The sequence below is a fragment of the Pseudovibrio sp. Ad26 genome (assembly GCF_001623285.1).
Lineage (GTDB): Bacteria > Pseudomonadota > Alphaproteobacteria > Rhizobiales > Stappiaceae > Pseudovibrio > Pseudovibrio ascidiaceicola.
Window position 1 is genome coordinate 26,666 of the sequence record NZ_LMCE01000008.1, and the last position, 18,975, is coordinate 45,640.

Sequence of the window (18,975 nt, forward strand, 5' to 3'; positions counted from 1 at the left end):
GGATATAACAGATTATGCTGCGGCCAAATAGGCGGAAGAGCGCTTGAAACTCAGGGCCTCGGCCAAGTGAATACGCTGAACGGAATCTGACCCGTCCATATCTGCAATTGTCCGCGATAATTTCAGAACCCGATGGTAGCCACGTGCAGAAAGACCAAACTGTATGGATGCCTGCTCAATCAACTCCTTACTGCCCTGATCCAGCGCAACAATTTGCTCAATGGTCCGCGCACTGGCATGTGCATTGACGGTGATGTCTAGTCCAAGAGAGGCATAGCGAGCTTGCTGTATTGCACGAGCACCTGCCACACGTTGAGCAACCACCTGCGAACTCTCAGAAGTGCGTGGGCAGATCAGGTCTCTTGCAGAAACCGCAGGAACATGAAGTTGCAGATCCATCCGGTCAAGGAATGGCCCGGAAACTCGTGATTGATAAGAACTGGCGCATTTATCGCCTCGCCTGCAAGTATGTCCCGGCTCTCCGGCATATCCGCAACGGCAAGGGTTCATCGCGGCAACCACTTGCACCATGGATGGATAGCTCACCCGATAATTGGCGCGAACAATCGTCGCCACACCGTTCTCAATAGGCTGCCTCAAGCTGTCCAGAACGGAACTATCGAACTCTGGCAGCTCATCCAAAAAAAGCACACCATTGTGAGCCATGGATACTTCGCCGGGTCTGGCTTTTATGCCTCCGCCAACCAGTGAGGCCATGGAGGCAGAGTGATGTGGTGCCCGGAAGGGGCGTTGATTGCTCAAAGCGCCATCCTCCAACTCTCCTGATATGGAAGCGATCATGGAAACTTCCAGCAGTTCGCGAGCTGAGAGTGGTGGCAAAAGAGCAGGTAACCTGCTCGCGAGTAAGGTCTTCCCAGAGCCTGGAGGGCCAATCATCATCAGGTTATGAGAGCCAGCCGCAGCAATCTCCAGTGCCCGCTTCGCTGTTTCCTGACCTCTAATGTCGGCAAGATCCAGTGAATTGGCAGCTTGTGGAGAGCTACGTGGTTTTGGCGCAGAAAGAGTAATGTCACCTTTCAATGCGCGATAGAGCTGAACCAGTGATCCCGCGGCCATAATCTTCAGGTTCTCATCCGCCCATGCCGCTTCAGAGCCGCAACTTGCCGGACAGATCAAACCTTTCCCGTTTGCAACAGCAGCGATTGCAGCTGGAAGGGCTCCGTTGACGTGCGAAATGCTGCCATCCAGTGAGAGCTCACCTAGAACGAGGAAGCCTTCGACAGCTTCCGCAGGCAATGCCCCCATCGCCACCAAGAGCCCCAGCGCAATTGGAAGGTCGTAATGAGATCCTTCCTTAGGCAGGTCAGCCGGCGCAAGATTAACCGTCACACGTTTGGCTGCTAGCGCCAGGCCGGAGGCTATGAGTGCTGAACGAACTCGCTCTTTGCTCTCTGCAATTGCCTTGTCGGGCAGACCAACAAGAGTGAAATAGACGGATCCGGGGCTAATCTGGACCTGCACGTCAACATTTGCAGCGTCGACACCCTGAAAGGAAACGGTAGAGATGCGAGCAAACATCTGACACTCCTGCGGCCACAATTAATCATCATTGTAGTAATTAAGCAGGAACGAATGAGAAACACACAAGCCTTGAATACTCAGAAATACGAAAGCTCCCCTAAGAAGCTCTACCTGAATTCTCGGAGTTCATGATGAAAAAGAAAAGCCCTGTTGAAGAACAGGGCTTTTGTTACTTTTTAGGCTTCCAGCTTTTTCTCAAGCACATCCCAGACCATGCCGGCCACATCTGGCCCGCCCAGCTTCTGGATCGCTCGAATGCCAGTTGGGGCAGTCACGTTGATTTCAGTGAGGTTTCCGTCAATCACATCGATACCAACGAGAATGAGTCCTTGCTCCTTCAGTGTCGGCCCAAGGCGCGCGCAAATCTCTCTTTCACGTTCAGTCAGGTCACTGTCTTTTGGAGACCCACCGCGTACCATGTTGGAGCGCAGGTCACCTTCTGCAGGGACACGGTTTACTGCACCAGCAAACTCGCCATCGACCAACAGAATGCGCTTATCGCCGTGTTTCACATTTGGCAGGAACTTCTGAATAACCCAAGGCTCGCGGAACGTGACGGAGAAGAAGTCATAAAGAGAACCGTAGTTCAGGTCATCCTTGGTCACGCGGAAAACAGCAGCTCCGCCATGTCCAAACAGCGGCTTCATCACAATGTCGCTATGGATATTGCGGAACTCGTCGATCTCTTCGCGATCATGAGTAATCAGCGTTGGCGGCATCAGGTCGGCAAACTGGGTCACAAACAGTTTCTCTGGCGCATTACGCACAGAGACTGGATTGTTCAGGACCAGCGTTGTCTCGGAAAGCTTTTCGAGAATGTGGGTTGCTGCGATGTAAGCCAGATCAAACGGAGGATCCTGACGCATCAGAACGACATCCATCTCAGACATGTCAACGCGCTGAGGCTCACCAAAACTGAAGTGATTGCCAGCTTCGTCGCGCACGGTTACCGGCTCAACGCGGCACATAACCTTTTCACCCCACAGGGCCAGACGCTCTGGTGTGTAATGATACAGCTCATAACCACGATCCTGCGCTTCTAGCATCAGAGCAAAAGCACTGTCGCCCGCAATTTTGATGGTTGAGATATGGTCCATCTGAACGGCGACTTTAAGCGGCCGCTTGGCACCAGAAGAAGCTGCTTGGGACATGAGGCACTCCTGAAATAACGCTGGGATAGAAATCCATGTAAATAAAAATGGATGTTAGCTGCAGATATGTGGGTCAGAAAGCAATTTGTCTACATTTTTGCGATAAAATATTTGTTTCCTAAAAAATTTCAGCTTCAAAAAGATTAGGGAAGTGCTGGGCTTCTCCATGTTTGGGAAGAATAACCGCATCAAATCGCAAGGTTTTTCCAACCACATCGTTGTGATGGGAAACCCATTCTCGGGCGGCATTTGCAATCCTTCGTTGAGAGCGTTGCGTGATTGCATATAAGCCATCATCCACACCCCGCCTGGCTTTCACCTCCACAAACACGATCGTCTGGTCTTGTTCGGCGATCAAATCGATCTCGCCCTGCTTGGTTTTGTAGCGTCTTTCAAGAATCTGCCAGCCCGCTTGGCGAAGCAGCATCTCTGCTTTCAGCTCCGCCTGTAGTCCTTTTCGATAAGCAGCCTGCTTCTTAAGAAGGTTGCTTTTAGTCGCTCTCGGGCTCTTCTGCGGTTCCTGCATTTTTAAGCTCCATCGCACGGGTATAAATCGCCTTTCGATCCACCCCGGTTGCTTTGGAGACTTTCTTCGCTGCTGCGCTCACTGGCATTTCTTTCAATGCCTCTAGCAACAGTTCGTCTGCATCAACCTCGGTCAGTTCCTGCTCTTCAGGTGGTGAGACAAGAATAACAATTTCTCCCTTAGGGCGATCCCCCGAATAGAAATCACTCAGTTCTGCAAGGGTACCACGCTGGAAGGTCTCAAACCGCTTGGTCAGCTCGCGTGCAACAGCTGCTTTACGCTTCCCAAGAATTTCAGTCATATCGATAAGAGAAGCCCCAACTCTGTGAGGACTCTCATAAAACACCAGTGTCGCCGGAATATCTCTCAGTTCTTCAAGACGTTTCTTTCTGCCGTGGGTCTTATTGGGCAGAAAGCCAGCAAACAAAATAGTGTCAGAGGGTAAACCGGCACCAACCAGACCGCTCAACATAGCTGAGGCACCTGGAATTGGCACCACCTTGTGTCCGTGCTCCACCACATCACCTACAAGCCGAAAACCTGGATCAGAGATGAGCGGCGTACCTGCATCGGAGACCAATGCAACGGTTCGCCCAGCACCCAATGCCTCCAAAATCTTAGGCAGTTGTCTGTGGGCATTGTGCTCGTGATAGGTCATCATCTGGGTGCGGATGCCATAACGCTGCAACAAGACACCCGTCACACGAGTATCCTCGCAGGCAATAAGATCACAAGCAGCCAAAGTTTCCAGCGCACGGATTGTTATGTCTTGCAAATTGCCGATTGGGGTCGAAACGATGTGCAATCCCGGTTCAATCCGTTTAGCCGTTAGCGAATGCTCGCCAATATAGTATTTCCGCTCGGATGCAGCTTCGGAATGATCCATGGTCGCCTCGTGAGAGCTCCAGAATGGAGCAAGTTTTGCACAGTAGAGAGTGCACATCTAACCAACAAACCGCAAAATGACTAATTACAACGGGGAGTTTTTGACAGAATCCTTAAAAAAATCGCGGATTTCCTTGGGTTGAGGCTGTATTAACTGCGTTGGATCTGTAGAAATAAACCAAACTAAGGCATATCTCCGAGAAGTGGGGTCCGGTTTTCGGATAAGAGTGTGCGCATAATAATCGATTAGAGCATGGCGCGTGAGCAATCGCGACGAGTTCTAAATGTAAATTGCCGGATTTCATCCCTTGCAAAACGAGGGATTGATCGAATGGCCTTCGGAATAGATGGGGCATCCATGAGCTTAGGATCAGCCACACTGCGTGGAATGAGCTTCCGCAAACTTGTGACAGGGGCTGCACTCGGCGTCTCCGTCCTGTTGGCTGGCTGTGTTAATTCACCTAATTTCTCATCGGTGAACACTCCTTTTCAGCCTGATTTAAACCCAAATGGCCAGCCGCAGCTGGTCTCGGGCCGTGCCATTGGCAATGGCTCCGTTCGTGTTGGCCTGCTGCTGCCATATTCTGGCGAAGGTCAATCCGCCGCTTCTGTTGCCACTCTTTTCGAAAATTCCGCCAAGCTCGCGCTTGAGGATTTTCAGGGTGCTGACATCCAGCTGCTCGTAAAAGACACTGGTGGAACCTCTGAGGGCGCAAGCATTGCTGCCCAGCAGGCGATCAGTGAAGGCGCAGAACTCCTTATCGGCCCGGTTTTTGCCCCAGCTGTTCAGGGTGCATCTGCTGTTGCACGCCGGTCTGGTGTTCCAATCGTTGCATTCTCCTCTGATACCAATGCAGCAAAGCCGGGCACATATCTGCTCAGCTACCTGCCAGTATCTGATGTAAACCGGATCGTGTCCTACGCAGCAGAACAAGAGCGCCGCTCCTATTCCGCGCTGTTGCCAAACAATGCCTATGGTGCGGTTGCTGAAGCTGCATTCCGTCAGGCTGTTGGGCAAACAAATGGCCGTATCATCACCATTGAGCGCTATATCCCGGGCAATGCTGAAGACATCCGCGCCCGCGTTGCCAGCCTGAGCCGCTCTATTTCGCAGGTGGACACTCTGTTTGTTCCTGAAGGTGGCGGTGTTCCTCCGTTTGTTATGCAAGTGATGACCGAAATGGGTGCAAGCCTTGGTGAAGTGAAGATGATCGGCAGTGGTCAGTGGAACACGCCGGATATCCTCCAGTCTCCTGTCATGGTTGGCAGCTGGTTCCCGGGTCCGGATAACCAGAGCTTTGAACGTCTTGCGACCCGTTACCGCGAAACCTATGGCTCCCAGCCACCGCGCAACGCTTCCTTGGCTTATGATGCAACAATTCTGGCCGCTGGGCTGGTCCGCTCCGCTGGGCCTGATCGTTTCTCTGATCGTGTGTTGACCAACCGTGATGGTTTCCTCGGCATTGATGGTATCTTCCGCTTCCAGCAAGATGGCCTGAATGACCGTGGACTTGCGGTTTATGCTGTTTCTGGCAAGAGGACTGCCGAACCAATTGCTCCAGCACCTCGCAGCTTCTCCGGCCAATTCTAGGCTCTGGAACTTCTGATGTTGAAAGCCTCGCTCGCAAGAGCGGGGCTTTTTTGTGTGTGGCTCTGAAGGATCTCTTCAATTGCACCTGTTATCTTGGGATCATGGTGATCGGAGAAGCCTAATCTGCATTGGCAAAATCGCCATTAGAGGCAAAGAGCCATGCAGGAACTACGCTTTCATCATGTCGGCATTCCCACCAGTGAAAAGCTGCCGGCAACGCACCACAACAAAACCCTCAAACTCACTGCAACAGGCTATTTTGAAGGCCCCTATGCAATTGAGTGGATGAACTTTGATGATGACAATCCTCTCCCCGAGATAATCAAGACAACTCCTCATGTTGCCTATGTGGTTGATGATCTTGCCAAGGCTCTTGAGGGCAAGAACGTTATTTTATCTCCTGAAAGTCCGGCCAAAGGCGTCTGGGTTGCCTTCATTCTGGAAGGTCGAAACCTCATCGAACTGATGCAATTTGACAAACCTGAAGAGGAAATATGGCCCCACCCCGGAAAGTTCAGGATCTGATGGGGCTGCAGTGTTACCGCGATTTACCCAATGGGACGAAAGGCCTTTAGGAAACTAATGAAATCCGGAGTGAAAACGGATAGAAATACCTCAGGAAATGAGTTGGCGGGCCTGATGGTGATCAAGCCTGCGCAAAAGGTGGTTTCAAAATGCTTTCAGATAAGCGCATTCTCCTTATCATCACAGGCGGTATTGCAGCCTACAAATCGCTGGATCTGATCCGCCGCCTGCAAGAGCGAGGCGCGCAAGTTCGGGCAGTTCTGACCAACGGTGGTTCTCAGTTCATCACACCGCTTGCTGTTGGTGCATTGACGGGCGACACAGTCTTCACCGAGCTGTTTGATAGAGAAGCCGAGCACGATGTCGGCCACATTCGCTTGTCGCGTGAGGCGGACCTTGTTGTCGTGGCGCCAGCCACAGCAAACATCATGGCAAAGATGGCGCACGGATTGGCCGACGACCTGGCCTCCTGTGTGTTACTGGCCAACGACAAGCCAGTGCTCGTTGCACCTGCTATGAATTCCAAAATGTGGAGCCACCCGGCAACCCAGCGCAATGTTGCTCAGTTGAAAGCAGATGGTCTTAATTTTGTTGGCCCCAATGCTGGAGAAATGGCGGAAAAAGGCGAAGCAGGCTATGGCCGCATGTCCGAGCCGCTGGAAGTTGTTGGTGCTATTGAAGATCTCCTCTCTCCAAAAGAACAGCCCCTGAAGGGCAAGCGCATTGTTATCACAGCTGGTCCAACCCATGAGCCGATTGATCCAGTGCGTTACATCGCCAACCGCTCCTCCGGCAAACAAGGCTACGCCATTGCAGAAGCCGCCGCGAATGCTGGTGCGCAAGTTACGCTTGTCTCAGGCCCAACAGTTCTGTCAGACCCGAAAGGTGTTGAGACAATTCGCGTTGAATCTGCAAGCGCTATGTTGGCTGCCGTTGAGTGCGCGCTACCAGCCGATATCGCGATCATGGCTGCAGCCGTTGCAGACTGGCGGGTTGCTCACGACAGCAACCAGAAAATCAAGAAAGACGGAACAGGCTTGCCACCAGCGCTGAGCCTTGTCGAAAACCCGGATATTCTGAAAACAGTAGGACATTTACAGGGCAAACGACCGAAGTTGGTGGTTGGTTTTGCTGCCGAAACAAATGATTTGATCAACAACGCTCGCGGAAAGCTGGAGCGTAAAGGTGCAGATCTGATTGTAGCAAACGATGTCAGCCCCGAGAATAACGTTATGGGCGGCGACAACAACACCGTCCGTCTTGTGACCCATACCGGCGTGGAAGATTGGCCGAAAATGGGTAAGGACGAAGTCGCTCGCCAGCTTGTTAAAAAGATAGCAGAGCTGGCTTAACCCGTTTGCCAAACTGTCTCGTTAGAAGGCCGGTATGCTCGTACCGGCCTTTTGCTGTTTAGGCTGAAACCTGCTCGCTCTCGTGTTCAGCGCTCAAAAGCGGCTTTCCGAGGATCATGTCTGAAGCTTTCTCGGCGATCATGATTGTCGGCGCATTCGTATTGCCTGAGATCAGCGAAGGCATCACAGAAGCATCAATCACACGCAATCCTTCCAGCCCGTGCACTTTCAGGTCTGGCCCGACCACCGACATCTCATCTGTGCCCATCTTGCAAGTCCCGACAGGGTGATAGATCGTCTCCGCTCTCTCCCGCACCGCTTGCTTGATGCTGCGCTCATCACGGCCAAACTCGTAGATCATGTCCTCCCGGTAGTCAGAAAGCTCTGGCCCTTCCAGAATATCCCGTGTCATGCGGATACCCTTCACCAACACGTCCATGTCTTCTGGATCTGTCAGATATTTCGGGTCAATTCGGGGTGCATCCATCGGATTTGCTGAGTTGAGCCCGACTTCCCCGGTTGATTTTGGCCGCAAAAAACACACGTGGCAGCCAAATCCGTATCCGCCATAGAGCTTCCGACCATGGTCATCAATAATAGAGATGACGAAGTGTAGTTGAACGTCAGGCCTGTCCAGCTCCGGGCTGGTCTTCAAAAAAGCTCCGCCCTCAGCCGCGGGAGAAGCAATTATGCCAGACCCGTCCTTTCGCCAACGCATAATTTCCTTGATCAGCTGAATGCCCGGCTTAAGCCCTAACCCCAGCATATCCGTCTTATTGGAGCGATAGCTGATGGTGTAATCCAGATGATCCTGCAGGTTCTTGCCCACACCAGGCAGATCATGCAGCACCGGAATGTTATGTTTCGCCAGCTCATCGGCGGGTCCAACACCAGAAAGCATGAGCAGTTGCGGAGACTGAAAAGCACCTGCCGAGACAATAACCTCACGACCTGCTTTCACCGTCGCAAGTTTGCCCTTCCGGCTGTATTCAATACCAACGGCTTTCTTACCTTCAAACAATACCCGAGTACTGCGTGCATGAGTAATCACAGTCAGATTGGAGCGATCCATAACAGGATGAAGGTAGGCAGCAGCAGCAGAACAGCGCTCGCCTTTTTTATCATCCTCATGGAACTGCGTGACCTGATAAAGCCCAACACCCTCCTGATCACCGCTGTTAAAGTCATTGTTGCGTTTAATCTGCCTGCCTTCAGCTGCTGCTAAAAAGGCGTGCGAGATTGGAAGAGGCGAACGCTGCTCTGAAACGTGTAAAGGTCCATCGGCCCCATGCATTCCGCTTTCACCGCGCTGATTGCATTCGGCTTTTTTGAAGTAGGGCAGCACATCATCAAAGGACCACCCTTCAGCACCCTGCTCCACCCAGCCATCATAATCCTGTTTTTGGCCGCGGATATAAAGTTGCGCATTGATTGCGCTGGAACCGCCCAAAGCCTTGCCGCGTGGATGGAACGTGGTTCTGTCGTTCAGCTCTGTTTGTGGAACTGAGTTAAAAGCCCAATTGTTGATGGCAAAGGGCTTTGCCGAAACCATCGCTGCAATACCAAGGGGTGCTCTTACCAAAACGGACTTTCCTTCACCACCAGCCTCAAGCAGGCAGACGGTTACTGAAGGGTCTTCTGTAAGTCGGGCTGCAAGCACACACCCTGCTGAGCCGCCTCCAACAATCACATAATCAAATTCCATTGCGCCCCTCCCCAGAAACACATCACATGCCCGAAAGCCCTCAACTCTCCCGCAAATGACACAGCAAAAATGCTTAACGCATTTTCCACTCACCCTAATGCAGATGAGCTGAATTATGTTTCGATGTTAGTCAGCCTTTCCCAAAACGGAAACCTGAACATTCTGGTGAGTATGTTGGACGCTTAACTCCCCCAAAGACATTCTCAGAAAATAACATTGAAACGCAGAGGCTTGCTGAGGTTCTTCCCCAGTTTATCCCCTGCGCAGGTTTCTCTGGTTCGGGTCAGTCAGATCGTGCAGTCTGTTCGCTGCAGCCTGCGCAAATCGCAAAATTACCGCTTTACGGGTGGCAGCAGAGAGCTTGTGTTCCGGTGCTTCGCGAATGATTTCTGCCATGTAGTCATCAGCCAGAATAAAGCCGGTTTCTTCCGGAAAGATTTCTTGCGGAACATCCGGGCTAGTGGCGAAAAACAAACGATCGCAATAATCGCGATATTCATGCCATTTTTTTGGGCGGATGCGACAAAACTTTGCCTGAAAAGGAAGGCAGGGGCCATAAAAGAAAACAACGCTCACTAGATTGGCTGGATGGCTGCTGACTTGTGCTCAATCGGAAATGTATTGTGCTGCTCAATTCTATGGCCACTTATCCGATGAGTATAGATATTTCGGCATGTTGCCCGTAAGCAGGACAAAAAACGACGCACATCTATGTGCTTGATGGACTGTATGTCCATGAAGTCAGTTTATAATTTGAAGAGCTTTTGCTAATATTGATTGTGTTAGCGCCTTTGCTTTGCTGATGGTATACCGTTTCTCATCATGACTATGGAGCCTGAAAGATCCGTGTACTCGAAAAGGTAGACGGCACACGGTCCTGACTAATCATATCGGTACTTTGGTCTATACTACTATCATTCTTGATAGTTGGGAGGTTTGCTATAATTATAAAGCGCCGCAACATCCCGAGCAGTGTATTTATCAACCATATTAAAAAAGTCAGTCTTTGTGACTTTCATGTTTAAGTTAATAGGGCCCATGATGTTAGGCTTTCGTTCAATCAATAAATTTTATTTGTTTTGATTGATGATTTGGTTGCTATACTTGCTCAATCTAATTGAAAATTTACAATAAATTTTAGTAAATCTAAAATATTCAACATAAGAGTAGCACTTAACTCATTAAATCCTTGTTATGAATACTACACAGGGCTGTGCGCGTTTATTATATCTAGGATCTTAAGAGAAATATTTTATAAACATCTGATTTATATTCGTTTTTTTGGGCGAAATAGATTGGTATAAAGTGCTTTTTGAGCAAGGCGCGGCAAGAAGCCATAAACCTTGTAAGGATGCAGCAGATATTTTTCTCTTAGATATACGATTTGATCAATCGCAGTATCAAAATCGATAAGTTCACGATTCCAATGATCGAAGTACTTTAAGTAATCGAGGTAAATTACCTTTGCCAATTGATGCCTATCTTGCTTTACTCTCGGAGTAGAGTTGCCATTAAAATGATCAGTTGTTAATCCCCATCCAGAATAAAAGGCTTGGCCCCAGCAATGAACTTTATGACCAAATAAAACAGCCTCTAGTCCAAGCTGACTCGAAACAGTATGAACTTCTGAAACGTATTCAAAAAGTCGCCATGGAGATATTTTTTGTGTCAATAAAGTAACACGATCATCTTGAAGTGAAATGTCAATTAGCCCTCGTTTCAAACCTGCTGCGACATCGGGATGCGTCTTAATTATTATCTCTGCATTTGCTTCGTTTTCGAGGGCATAATTTACCATTGATACGAAAGTATTGAGAGACGCACCAGCTCCAGAAATAGCAGCATCACCAAACGTCTGGTCGATGACTAAAATCTTCTTATTATACCTTTTTTTATTGAGGCATTCAGGGATAACATCAGGATCAAAATTGTTATATTTTGTAATATGGCTTGTCGTTAGCAAGTCGATCACGTGTTGAGCTTGATTTTTTTTGTCGGTTGACTCGCCACTACATAAAGCAATTTTTTTGTGTAAATCGCTTGGAAGTGTCGAGTCGTAGAAAATTCTACTCCGATCTACGAGCATTGATATTGAAGGCTCTGCGATCCCAGGCATTATGGCTCGTATGAAGCCATCTTCAATTGCCCAGTATGGTAGCTGTAAATCAGCAGCAATTTTTCTTGCAGTAATTGCTGATTCCTTGTAGCCCCAGCCACAGATAGCAGTCAGGTTTGCAGGGATGGGACCCTGGGCTCTGCAGAAAACAGGATCGAGGCCAGTTAATTGCGCAATCTCATGTTTGTTTTGCCAGAGACCGCTACTAAAAATCGCAATTTGCAACTGCTCCCCCATGGATTGTTAAATAGAAACTTTTTAAGGCTTTAGCTGCCATCCCGGTTACACAACTCTGAACAAATCAAGCAAGTAATGAATAAAGAAAATGGGGGATATCTCACATTCTTATTGAATTATCATATATAAATTGCTCATACATCATCGTTAACTAGTCACTACTCACGCGAACGTAAAATATGCACAATGTCAGCAAATTCTCAGATTTTTTTTACGATTCAAACTTAAAAAAAATTTTAGACAAGCCCAGTAAGCAAAATAATTCAATACTAGTATTTGATTATTGCGGAGCAAGAGATATTTACGCCTCAATCGATAAGTTAGCTCAACGATTGGTGCCGCATGAATTACATTTTGTTTCAACGTTAATTAATCGCAAAGAATGGTCGCACCTCGAACTTCTGTATGGCAATCTAATTAAATCACCACCAGAGATTTGGTACAATTCAAAAATGCAATTGCCAGCTGCTCGTGGTGGAGAAAGCAACACAAACATTGGCAATATAGATATCTTAGTTGAGAATCTAAAAACGGCCGTTTCTTATGGTACCGGCTTAGCTGATACGAATATTGTCCGATGTGCTCTAGACACCGCATATTACTTTTCTGCGATGGCAATCAGGATCACTAAACCAAGTTTAGTATTAGTCTGGAACAGCTTCCATCCACTTTCTCAAATAGTAATTGCACTATGCAAGCAATATGACATTCCAATAGGGTATTTAGAATACGGAGCCCTACCCGGTACGTTAAGTTTTGACTTTTGTGGGCAAATGGGTGAGAGCGCTGTTGTTCAAAAATCAAATACTTTCAACAAACTACCCATTCATGAATCTGATCTTGCCCTTGCAGAGCGCACGTTAGAATATTTTAAGACAACAGGCATTAATAGGAAGGAACTGCCGCCTTATAGAAACCTCTCGAAGTTAGTCGCAGAAAAATCAAAAGGGCGTAAAGTTATTCTTTATGCTGGGCACAATGATGCTGCTTCCGGCACATTTCCCTATACGCAAGAGTCTTGCGTGCATCATTCTCCAATCTTCAAAAGCGCTGACGAGGCTGGACGACACATTCTAGGCCTTGCAAAAAAAAATAACTGGCTTGTTCTTTACAAACCGCATCCACTTTACAATAAAACTGTCGAGCTGGCTGCGGACGAAAATTGCTTGGTTGTTTCAGATTACAACATAAATGAATGTATCGATGTAGCGGATGTGGTCGCTACTGTGTTATCGCAAACTTCTTATATCGCCTTGATAAGAAACAAGCCTGTTGTGATGCTAGGTTTTAACCATCTTCGATATTCTGGGGCAGTATATCAAGCATCAGCAACTGATGAAATCGAAGTACAGTTCCAAAAAGCTTTCTCGGGCTTCGAGTTAACAATCAAAAGGAAAATGTGGTTAGATCATGTTGCGCGGTTGTTGAAGTATTACCTCTACCAGCACGATGTTTATTCGCCTGAAGATATCCCTGCTCGCTCACTCAAGCAACTAGCATCAATAGTAGTCAACGCCATCCAAAATAATCATTTTGAAGAATTCAAAACAAAATAGAGATTGAGCTTTGTTTCATGGACAATGTGATTAAACTAATCAAGGATCCGAGTATTGATACTGTCAGCTTTGATGTTTTTGATACCCTTTTAGATCGGCCAGTACTTAAACCGACTGATCTTTTCTACATAGTAGAAAAAAAAGTACAAGAACATTTGGGTGATATCAACTTTCCATTCTGCGAAATACGTATCTGGGCGGAGCAACAAGCGAGAGTTCGGCTGAAGACAGACTTCGTACATTACGAAGACGTGAATATTGACGAAATTTACTCAGTATTTAGAGAAGCGGCAGGGGTTAGTGTAGAAGAAATCATCGCAATAAAGAAAATTGAACTAGCTACAGAATTGAAATATCTAAGAGCAAGACAAAATCTCAAGCCTCTTTTTGATTTGGCTATTGCGTATGGTAAGCGTGTAATTATAATTTCGGATGTTTACTTGCCATCTGAACTGTTGGTAAGTGCTTTGCATTTGAATGGATATGCGGATATCGACAGATATTACGTATCGTCAGAGATTAGATTATCTAAAGGCAGTGGTTCGCTATTTAGTCACGTACTCGCTGATCTAAACATCAAACCCAATCAGATGCTACATATCGGCGATAACCTGCATGCTGACGTAAAAAAGCCTGCACAGTTTGGGATTAAATCATTTCATATCCCTAAAACTATAGATTTATTCTTTGCTGGCAAACGGGTCAACCATCGAATTTGGGCTGGAAAGATTGAGCGCTTAGAGCCATCAATGCGAATTGTGCTCGGATTTATTCTGAATAAACATTTCGCAACTGAACCTAGGACGGGGTGGAATAATAATTCGATTTCCAATGGCAATCCTTATATTTTAGGGTTTTATGCAGGCGGACCGTTGGTCTTTACATTAGTAAAGTGGATATTAAGAGAAGCTGAGAGTCAGCAATTGGACGTGATTGGTTTTGCCGCTCGTGATGGTTATTTGCCACTAAAAGCGCTGGAAATCCTATCAAAATTCGAAGATAAAGTTCCCCGTACAAACTATATACGGATATCACGGGCTGCTTGTATCCCATTTCAATTTCAAACGCGCGCGGATGCGTTCGCTGCTATCTCGAAATTACATTTCAACAAAGAACAGACAATTGTTGAAGTCCTTCGTCGTCGATATTTTCTAGATGTTGATGATGCGCTCAAAGCACATTTTGAGCAACACGATATCGATATTACCAAGCCAGTTGGTGACAGAGATAAGTTGATAAAAGCAATAATTGACTTGGGAGATCCAATTCTGAGTGGATTTGAGAAGCAACGTGAGTTGAGTTCTCAATACTACAATGATTTATTTAAGCCGACCGAAAAAATTGGGATTTTTGACGTAGGATATAGTGGGCGTGCACAAAAAGCTCTTGCCAAAGCCACAGGCAAGAATATTTTTGGAATGTACTTTGCTTCGTTCCATGAGATTTTGGGATTGGAACGATTAGGCCTGCAGTATCGAAACTTCTTTGCACCTGCACGAAATCGCTGGATCTCGTCGCTAGGTTTTTCAACTGCCATGATAGAGATGCTGCTATCCGAGACCAAATCTGGTACAACTGCGGGCTTTGAAGATAAGAGTGAAATTAAGCCGATAGTCTTATCTAGCGAGTTTAATACGAAAGACGCTAGAACAATAGAGATCATACAAGCAGGCGCTCTAGATTTTTGCCGTGAAATATGTGCGATGTTTGGGAAAGACACGAAGTACTTGGAAATATCTGCAGCCAGTGCTTGCCATGTATTTTCCGAGTTTACGATGCATCCCTCATATGAGGATGCTCTAATATTTAAAGATATTGCTTTCAGTAGTCATGCGACAGGTGATGATCATATGTGCCTTATTGGCCCTACTGCAAAGAAAAGTTACTGGAAAGAAGGCTATTTGAGCGTCGAACGAACCTCGCAAAAACAGAAGCCAGCTATTGAAGTCGAAGACAAGCAAAACAACAAACCTCAATCTCCAAAAATAATAGAAGAGATTCGTCTGAATTATGGCCAGACATCTATAGTTAGAGTGTATGCGCTCTTTGCTAAACGTCACATGAAAGAAGCCGATGTAACGCGAATGCGCTATGATACTGTCAAATTCTTTGCTCGAGCTCAGCATCCTGCGAATGTTACCATCAGAAACATTCTCAATGCTATAGGTCCCAGAATCCCCATCCATTCTTGGAAGGAATGAGAGAGACAAAGATGCTCAATTCTAACGATTTTAAAGTTATCTCTGATTTGTATGCAATACTCCATCGAGCTCGTCATGGATTACGAAGCCTGCTCAGTGTGCACGGTAACGCAATGCCCAATATTGCAAGTCTACATGATATATTAGGACATCGTTCAGAGCTGCCAACAATCTTCGCGCCTGATGTGCGTGTATTCGCGCAATTTGGGGAAGACATAATTGTAAAAAGCATCTTACAAGCAGCGTTCCCAGACAGGTACGAAAACGGAGAAATCACTTATCTAGATGCAGGTGCGAACCACCCAATCAATATGAGTAATACTTGGCTCCTTTATAAAGATGGGCATCGTGGTGTACTTGTGGAGCCAAACCTTGAGCTGTGTGACGAACTTAGTAGAGTGCGATCAGAGGATGTTGTTCTTCAGTGTGCACTATCAGATACTTACACAACGGAACAGAAGCTTTATCTTCATAAAAAACATGAATTGTCTAGTTTAGATTTTGAGTTTTCTACTAAGTTCCATTCTCTTCGTGGGTTGGATCCACAGCCTTTGCGCGAAGTGGTCGTGCCAACGGAGCACATAGGTGATGTATTAGCGAAGCATTTTCCACACCAGCCACCAGACTTTATTTCTATCGACCTGGAAGGCTTCGATTTGAGGATCTTAAGACAAATAGACTTTACAACTTATAGCCCTGCCATAATCTGTATCGAGCCGAGTGACGAGCTTAGTCCAGAAGGCGAGATCCCTAACAGCATTCGTATTCGGGAGTTGTTGCAGAGAGTTGGATACATCTTAATCTCCAAGACTCCAGCTAATCTCATTTTTGTGAAGATAGAAGTTATAAAACCTAAAGCAAATACTCTTGTGTGATCGAGTTCAGATTATTCACTATACTAACAAACACCTGCTAAAGGACGGTAAAAGACGCATGTTATTTAGAATCCCAAATCCAATTAAGGAGCATGTATGAAGAGAGTACTAGTGAGCAATATAATGATGCTTAAGGAGCGGGAGAGGTTTGATAAACAACTAAGGGATTCAGGATATCAACCGGTTTGGCCAAAAGTTAAGCAATTTCTTACAGAGAATGACTGCCTAAAATTGGTTGGGGATGTAGATGGTTGGCTTGCTGGTGATGACCAAATCACACGGACTGTGTTAGAAGCTGCATCGCCTCGCTTGAAAGTTATCTCAAAATGGGGAACGGGCGTTGATAGCATAGATCGAACTGCTGCAGAAGACCTTGAAATACCAGTGTTTAATAGTCCTGGGGCGTTCTCTCATGCAGTCGCTGAAGTCGCTCTTCATTACATGCTATCTTTATCTAGACATCTTGTACAAGTAGATCGAGATATCCGACGCGGGCATTGGCCAAAGCCATTGGGAATAGAGCTTAGTCAATCTAAAGTTGGTATCGTTGGCTTTGGAGCAATTGGGCAACGAATCGGTGATTTGTCTGGTAGTTTTGGGGCCAGTGTATATTTCTTTGACCCGCAAAAAAATGAAGAAGTTGCCCTCACAAGCACAGTAGCACTGCCGAAGAGCTTAGAAGAAATCGCAAACGAGTGTGATTTTATTTGCCTCGCATGCAATTACACGAGCGAAAATCATCATCTTATCAATGCAAAATTTCTTAATGAAATGAAATCAAACGCTTATCTGATTAATGTTGCTAGGGGGCAATTAGTGGATGAGAGGGCCCTTGAGAAAGCAATAGCAAGTGGTCAGATTGCTGGTGCTGGTTTAGATGTGTTTGAAACTGAGCCGTTGCCGGTTGATAGCATTTTGCGAAATTTTGACAACGTGATCCTTGGAAGTCACAACGCCAACAATGCTCTGGCAGCAGTTGAAAACGTTCATCAGAATACTCTCCGCAATCTTGATAGCGTGTTAAGTCGAAAGCAAGTTAAAGAAGAAGTATTAACACTATGAAATACGGTATTATCGGTTACGGTAAGATGGGCATGATTCGGCACAAGGCGCTGATTGCGTCTGGGGCCGGTGAGGCTGCAAAAATATATGAAATTAATGGAAATCAAGAGTATAAGCATCTTCTTGTCGATACTTATGATGAAATCATCAATGACACTAATTTAGATGCGGTAGTTATTTGCACTCCGAACTACTTAAACAAGCAACTTACAATTGCTGCTCTAAGTGCCGGGAAGCATGTTTTTTGTGAAAAGCCACCCGCTTTCTCAGGCGATGAAGTTCGAGAGATTATTACGACAGAAGAAAAATCGCGAAAAGTCTTAATGTATGGCTTTAACCATCGTCACCATGGTGGCTCACTTCGGATGATCGAAGAAATACAAAGTGGGAAGTTTGGTCGTGTGTTGTGGATGCGCGGACGCTATGGAAAGTCAGTTGATGAAGACTATTTTACGAATTGGCGTGCAGATCCGAAGCTAGCGGGTGGCGGTATTCTTATCGATCAAGGTATCCATATGCTGGACTTGTTTTTACAAGTTGGTGGGGATTTTGATGAGATGCATGCTTTCGTTTCAAGTCTGTACTGGAACATTCCTGATATCGAAGACAATGTCTTTGCTATATTCAGGAGCTCTGAAACTGGTATATGTGCTTCACTGCACTCTACCATGACACAGTGGCGACACCTTTTTTCCTTTGAAGTGTTTTTAGAGAAAGGATACATGGTTCTCAATGGCTTAAAGACGCCTTCAGGAACATATGGCGCAGAACAATTAACCATTGCTCAAAATCGTACTAAAGCACCAGCGGCCAACTGGGAGGATGAAGAGACGCACCTCTATGACGTGGATCATTCATGGGAGCATGAAATGAAAAATTTTATTTCCGCTATCAATGAGGAGAGCTTTACAGAACGGCGTGACTCTCACGAAGCGTTGCGAGTTATGTGTTTGATTGATCGTATTTATGATCTCGAGCGCCATGAAGGAAAAAATCTCTTTAACAAACTGAACGGAACTAACTGATGCAAATAAATACAAAAAGCTTTCTTGATGAATACTTCGAAGAATATAAGAAACTTACTTTTACACAAGATGCTTACGAAAATATAGATAAATTTGCGAGTTTAGCGTCACGAGTTCAAGCCACAAACAATAAGCTAATGTTTGCAGGCAATGGTGCTAGTGCATCGATTGCTGCACATGGTGCAGTTGATTTTACAAAGCAAGGCAAAGTCCGTGGAGTGACATTTCATGATGCAAATCTAATGACTTGCTTTGCAAATGATTTTGGTTATGACCACTGGATAGCAAAAGCGCTTGAACATTATGCTGATGACGGAGATGCTGTTGTTTTGATCAGCGTCAGTGGAAAGTCGCCGTCAGTTGTCAACGCTGCTAAGTATGCTAAGGCCCGAGGCTTGCCAGTAATTTCCTTTTCGGCACAAACCATCGATAACCCTCTAAGGCAGTTGAGTGACATTAAATTTTTTGTCCCATCTATGGCATATAATATCGTCGAAAATATTCACAGTATTTGGTTGACTTCTACAATTGATGCCGTAATTGGCAAAGCAGAGTATACAACCCGCGCACTCGTTGATGCATAAACGCCAATTTGACTTTGAAAGCATACAAATAATTGAGGCCAT

Annotated in this window: 15 protein-coding genes and 1 pseudogene; 9 read left to right on the top strand and 7 right to left on the bottom strand. The window is 46.4% G+C overall.

Annotated features, from left to right (window positions below; translation table 11 throughout):
- Positions 1 to 12: 12 nt before the first annotated feature.
- From PsAD26_RS01700 to rsmI, 4 genes are all read right to left on the bottom strand, one after another.
- Positions 13 to 1,539: a YifB family Mg chelatase-like AAA ATPase gene (locus tag PsAD26_RS01700; protein ID WP_063309031.1), complete on the bottom strand. Its 1,527-nt coding sequence runs from the start codon at positions 1,537 to 1,539 to the stop codon at positions 13 to 15.
- A 179-nt stretch (positions 1,540 to 1,718) separates the two neighbouring features.
- Positions 1,719 to 2,693, bottom strand: coding sequence for a glutathione synthase (gene gshB / locus PsAD26_RS01705; protein ID WP_084403535.1), 975 nt, complete (start codon positions 2,691 to 2,693; stop codon positions 1,719 to 1,721).
- Positions 2,694 to 2,811: 118 nt separating this feature from the next.
- A complete protein-coding gene (locus PsAD26_RS01710; protein ID WP_108818555.1) occupies positions 2,812 to 3,219 on the bottom strand; it encodes a YraN family protein in 408 nt (135 codons plus the stop codon).
- The gene (gene rsmI, locus PsAD26_RS01715; RefSeq protein ID WP_063309032.1) at positions 3,185 to 4,105 is read right to left on the bottom strand and encodes a 16S rRNA (cytidine(1402)-2'-O)-methyltransferase; all 921 of its coding nucleotides are present in this window, start codon (positions 4,103 to 4,105) and stop codon (positions 3,185 to 3,187) included. The genes PsAD26_RS01710 and rsmI overlap by 35 nt, the downstream gene beginning before the upstream one ends.
- Positions 4,106 to 4,462: 357 nt before the next feature.
- Between rsmI and PsAD26_RS01720 the strand changes: the two genes are divergently transcribed.
- The 3 genes from PsAD26_RS01720 (at position 4,463) to coaBC (ending at position 7,572) form a co-directional block, all read left to right on the top strand.
- Positions 4,463 to 5,695: a penicillin-binding protein activator gene (locus PsAD26_RS01720; RefSeq protein WP_063309157.1), complete on the top strand. Its 1,233-nt coding sequence runs from the start codon at positions 4,463 to 4,465 to the stop codon at positions 5,693 to 5,695.
- A 159-nt stretch (positions 5,696 to 5,854) separates the two neighbouring features.
- On the top strand, positions 5,855 to 6,220 hold the full coding sequence (locus tag PsAD26_RS01725) for a hypothetical protein (protein WP_063309033.1): 366 nt from the start codon (positions 5,855 to 5,857) through the stop codon (positions 6,218 to 6,220).
- Between the two features lie 149 nt (positions 6,221 to 6,369).
- Positions 6,370 to 7,572 (top strand): bifunctional phosphopantothenoylcysteine decarboxylase/phosphopantothenate--cysteine ligase CoaBC, encoded by a 1,203-nt coding sequence (gene coaBC, locus PsAD26_RS01730; protein ID WP_063309034.1) that lies wholly within the window; start codon positions 6,370 to 6,372, stop codon positions 7,570 to 7,572.
- 58 nt (positions 7,573 to 7,630) lie between these two features.
- On the opposite strand, the gene PsAD26_RS01735 is transcribed toward coaBC, so the two are convergent.
- From PsAD26_RS01735 to PsAD26_RS01745, 3 genes and pseudogenes are all read right to left on the bottom strand, one after another.
- A complete protein-coding gene (locus PsAD26_RS01735; RefSeq protein WP_063309035.1) occupies positions 7,631 to 9,277 on the bottom strand; it encodes a GMC family oxidoreductase N-terminal domain-containing protein in 1,647 nt (548 codons plus the stop codon).
- A 252-nt stretch (positions 9,278 to 9,529) separates the two neighbouring features.
- Positions 9,530 to 9,784, bottom strand: a pseudogene (locus PsAD26_RS01740) (MmcB family DNA repair protein); the annotation flags it as partial.
- A 760-nt stretch (positions 9,785 to 10,544) separates the two neighbouring features.
- The gene (locus PsAD26_RS01745) at positions 10,545 to 11,618 is read right to left on the bottom strand and encodes a hypothetical protein (protein ID WP_193758234.1); all 1,074 of its coding nucleotides are present in this window, start codon (positions 11,616 to 11,618) and stop codon (positions 10,545 to 10,547) included.
- A gap of 191 nt (positions 11,619 to 11,809) precedes the next feature.
- Between PsAD26_RS01745 and PsAD26_RS01750 the strand changes: the two genes are divergently transcribed.
- The 6 genes from PsAD26_RS01750 (at position 11,810) to PsAD26_RS01775 (ending at position 18,933) form a co-directional block, all read left to right on the top strand.
- Entirely contained in the window at positions 11,810 to 13,186 is a 1,377-nt protein-coding gene (locus PsAD26_RS01750) for a hypothetical protein (protein ID WP_063309037.1), read from the top strand.
- A gap of 17 nt (positions 13,187 to 13,203) precedes the next feature.
- A complete protein-coding gene (locus PsAD26_RS01755) occupies positions 13,204 to 15,387 on the top strand; it encodes a hypothetical protein (protein ID WP_063309038.1) in 2,184 nt (727 codons plus the stop codon).
- Between the two features lie 11 nt (positions 15,388 to 15,398).
- A complete protein-coding gene (locus PsAD26_RS01760; protein ID WP_193758235.1) occupies positions 15,399 to 16,262 on the top strand; it encodes an FkbM family methyltransferase in 864 nt (287 codons plus the stop codon).
- Between the two features lie 123 nt (positions 16,263 to 16,385).
- Positions 16,386 to 17,324 (top strand): phosphoglycerate dehydrogenase, encoded by a 939-nt coding sequence (locus PsAD26_RS01765; protein WP_193758236.1) that lies wholly within the window; start codon positions 16,386 to 16,388, stop codon positions 17,322 to 17,324.
- Positions 17,321 to 18,349: a Gfo/Idh/MocA family oxidoreductase gene (locus PsAD26_RS01770; RefSeq protein ID WP_063309041.1), complete on the top strand. Its 1,029-nt coding sequence runs from the start codon at positions 17,321 to 17,323 to the stop codon at positions 18,347 to 18,349. The genes PsAD26_RS01765 and PsAD26_RS01770 overlap by 4 nt, the downstream gene beginning before the upstream one ends.
- Entirely contained in the window at positions 18,349 to 18,933 is a 585-nt protein-coding gene (locus tag PsAD26_RS01775; RefSeq protein WP_063309042.1) for an SIS domain-containing protein, read from the top strand. Before PsAD26_RS01770 ends, PsAD26_RS01775 begins: the two co-directional genes overlap by 1 nt.
- Positions 18,934 to 18,975: the final 42 nt, after the last annotated feature.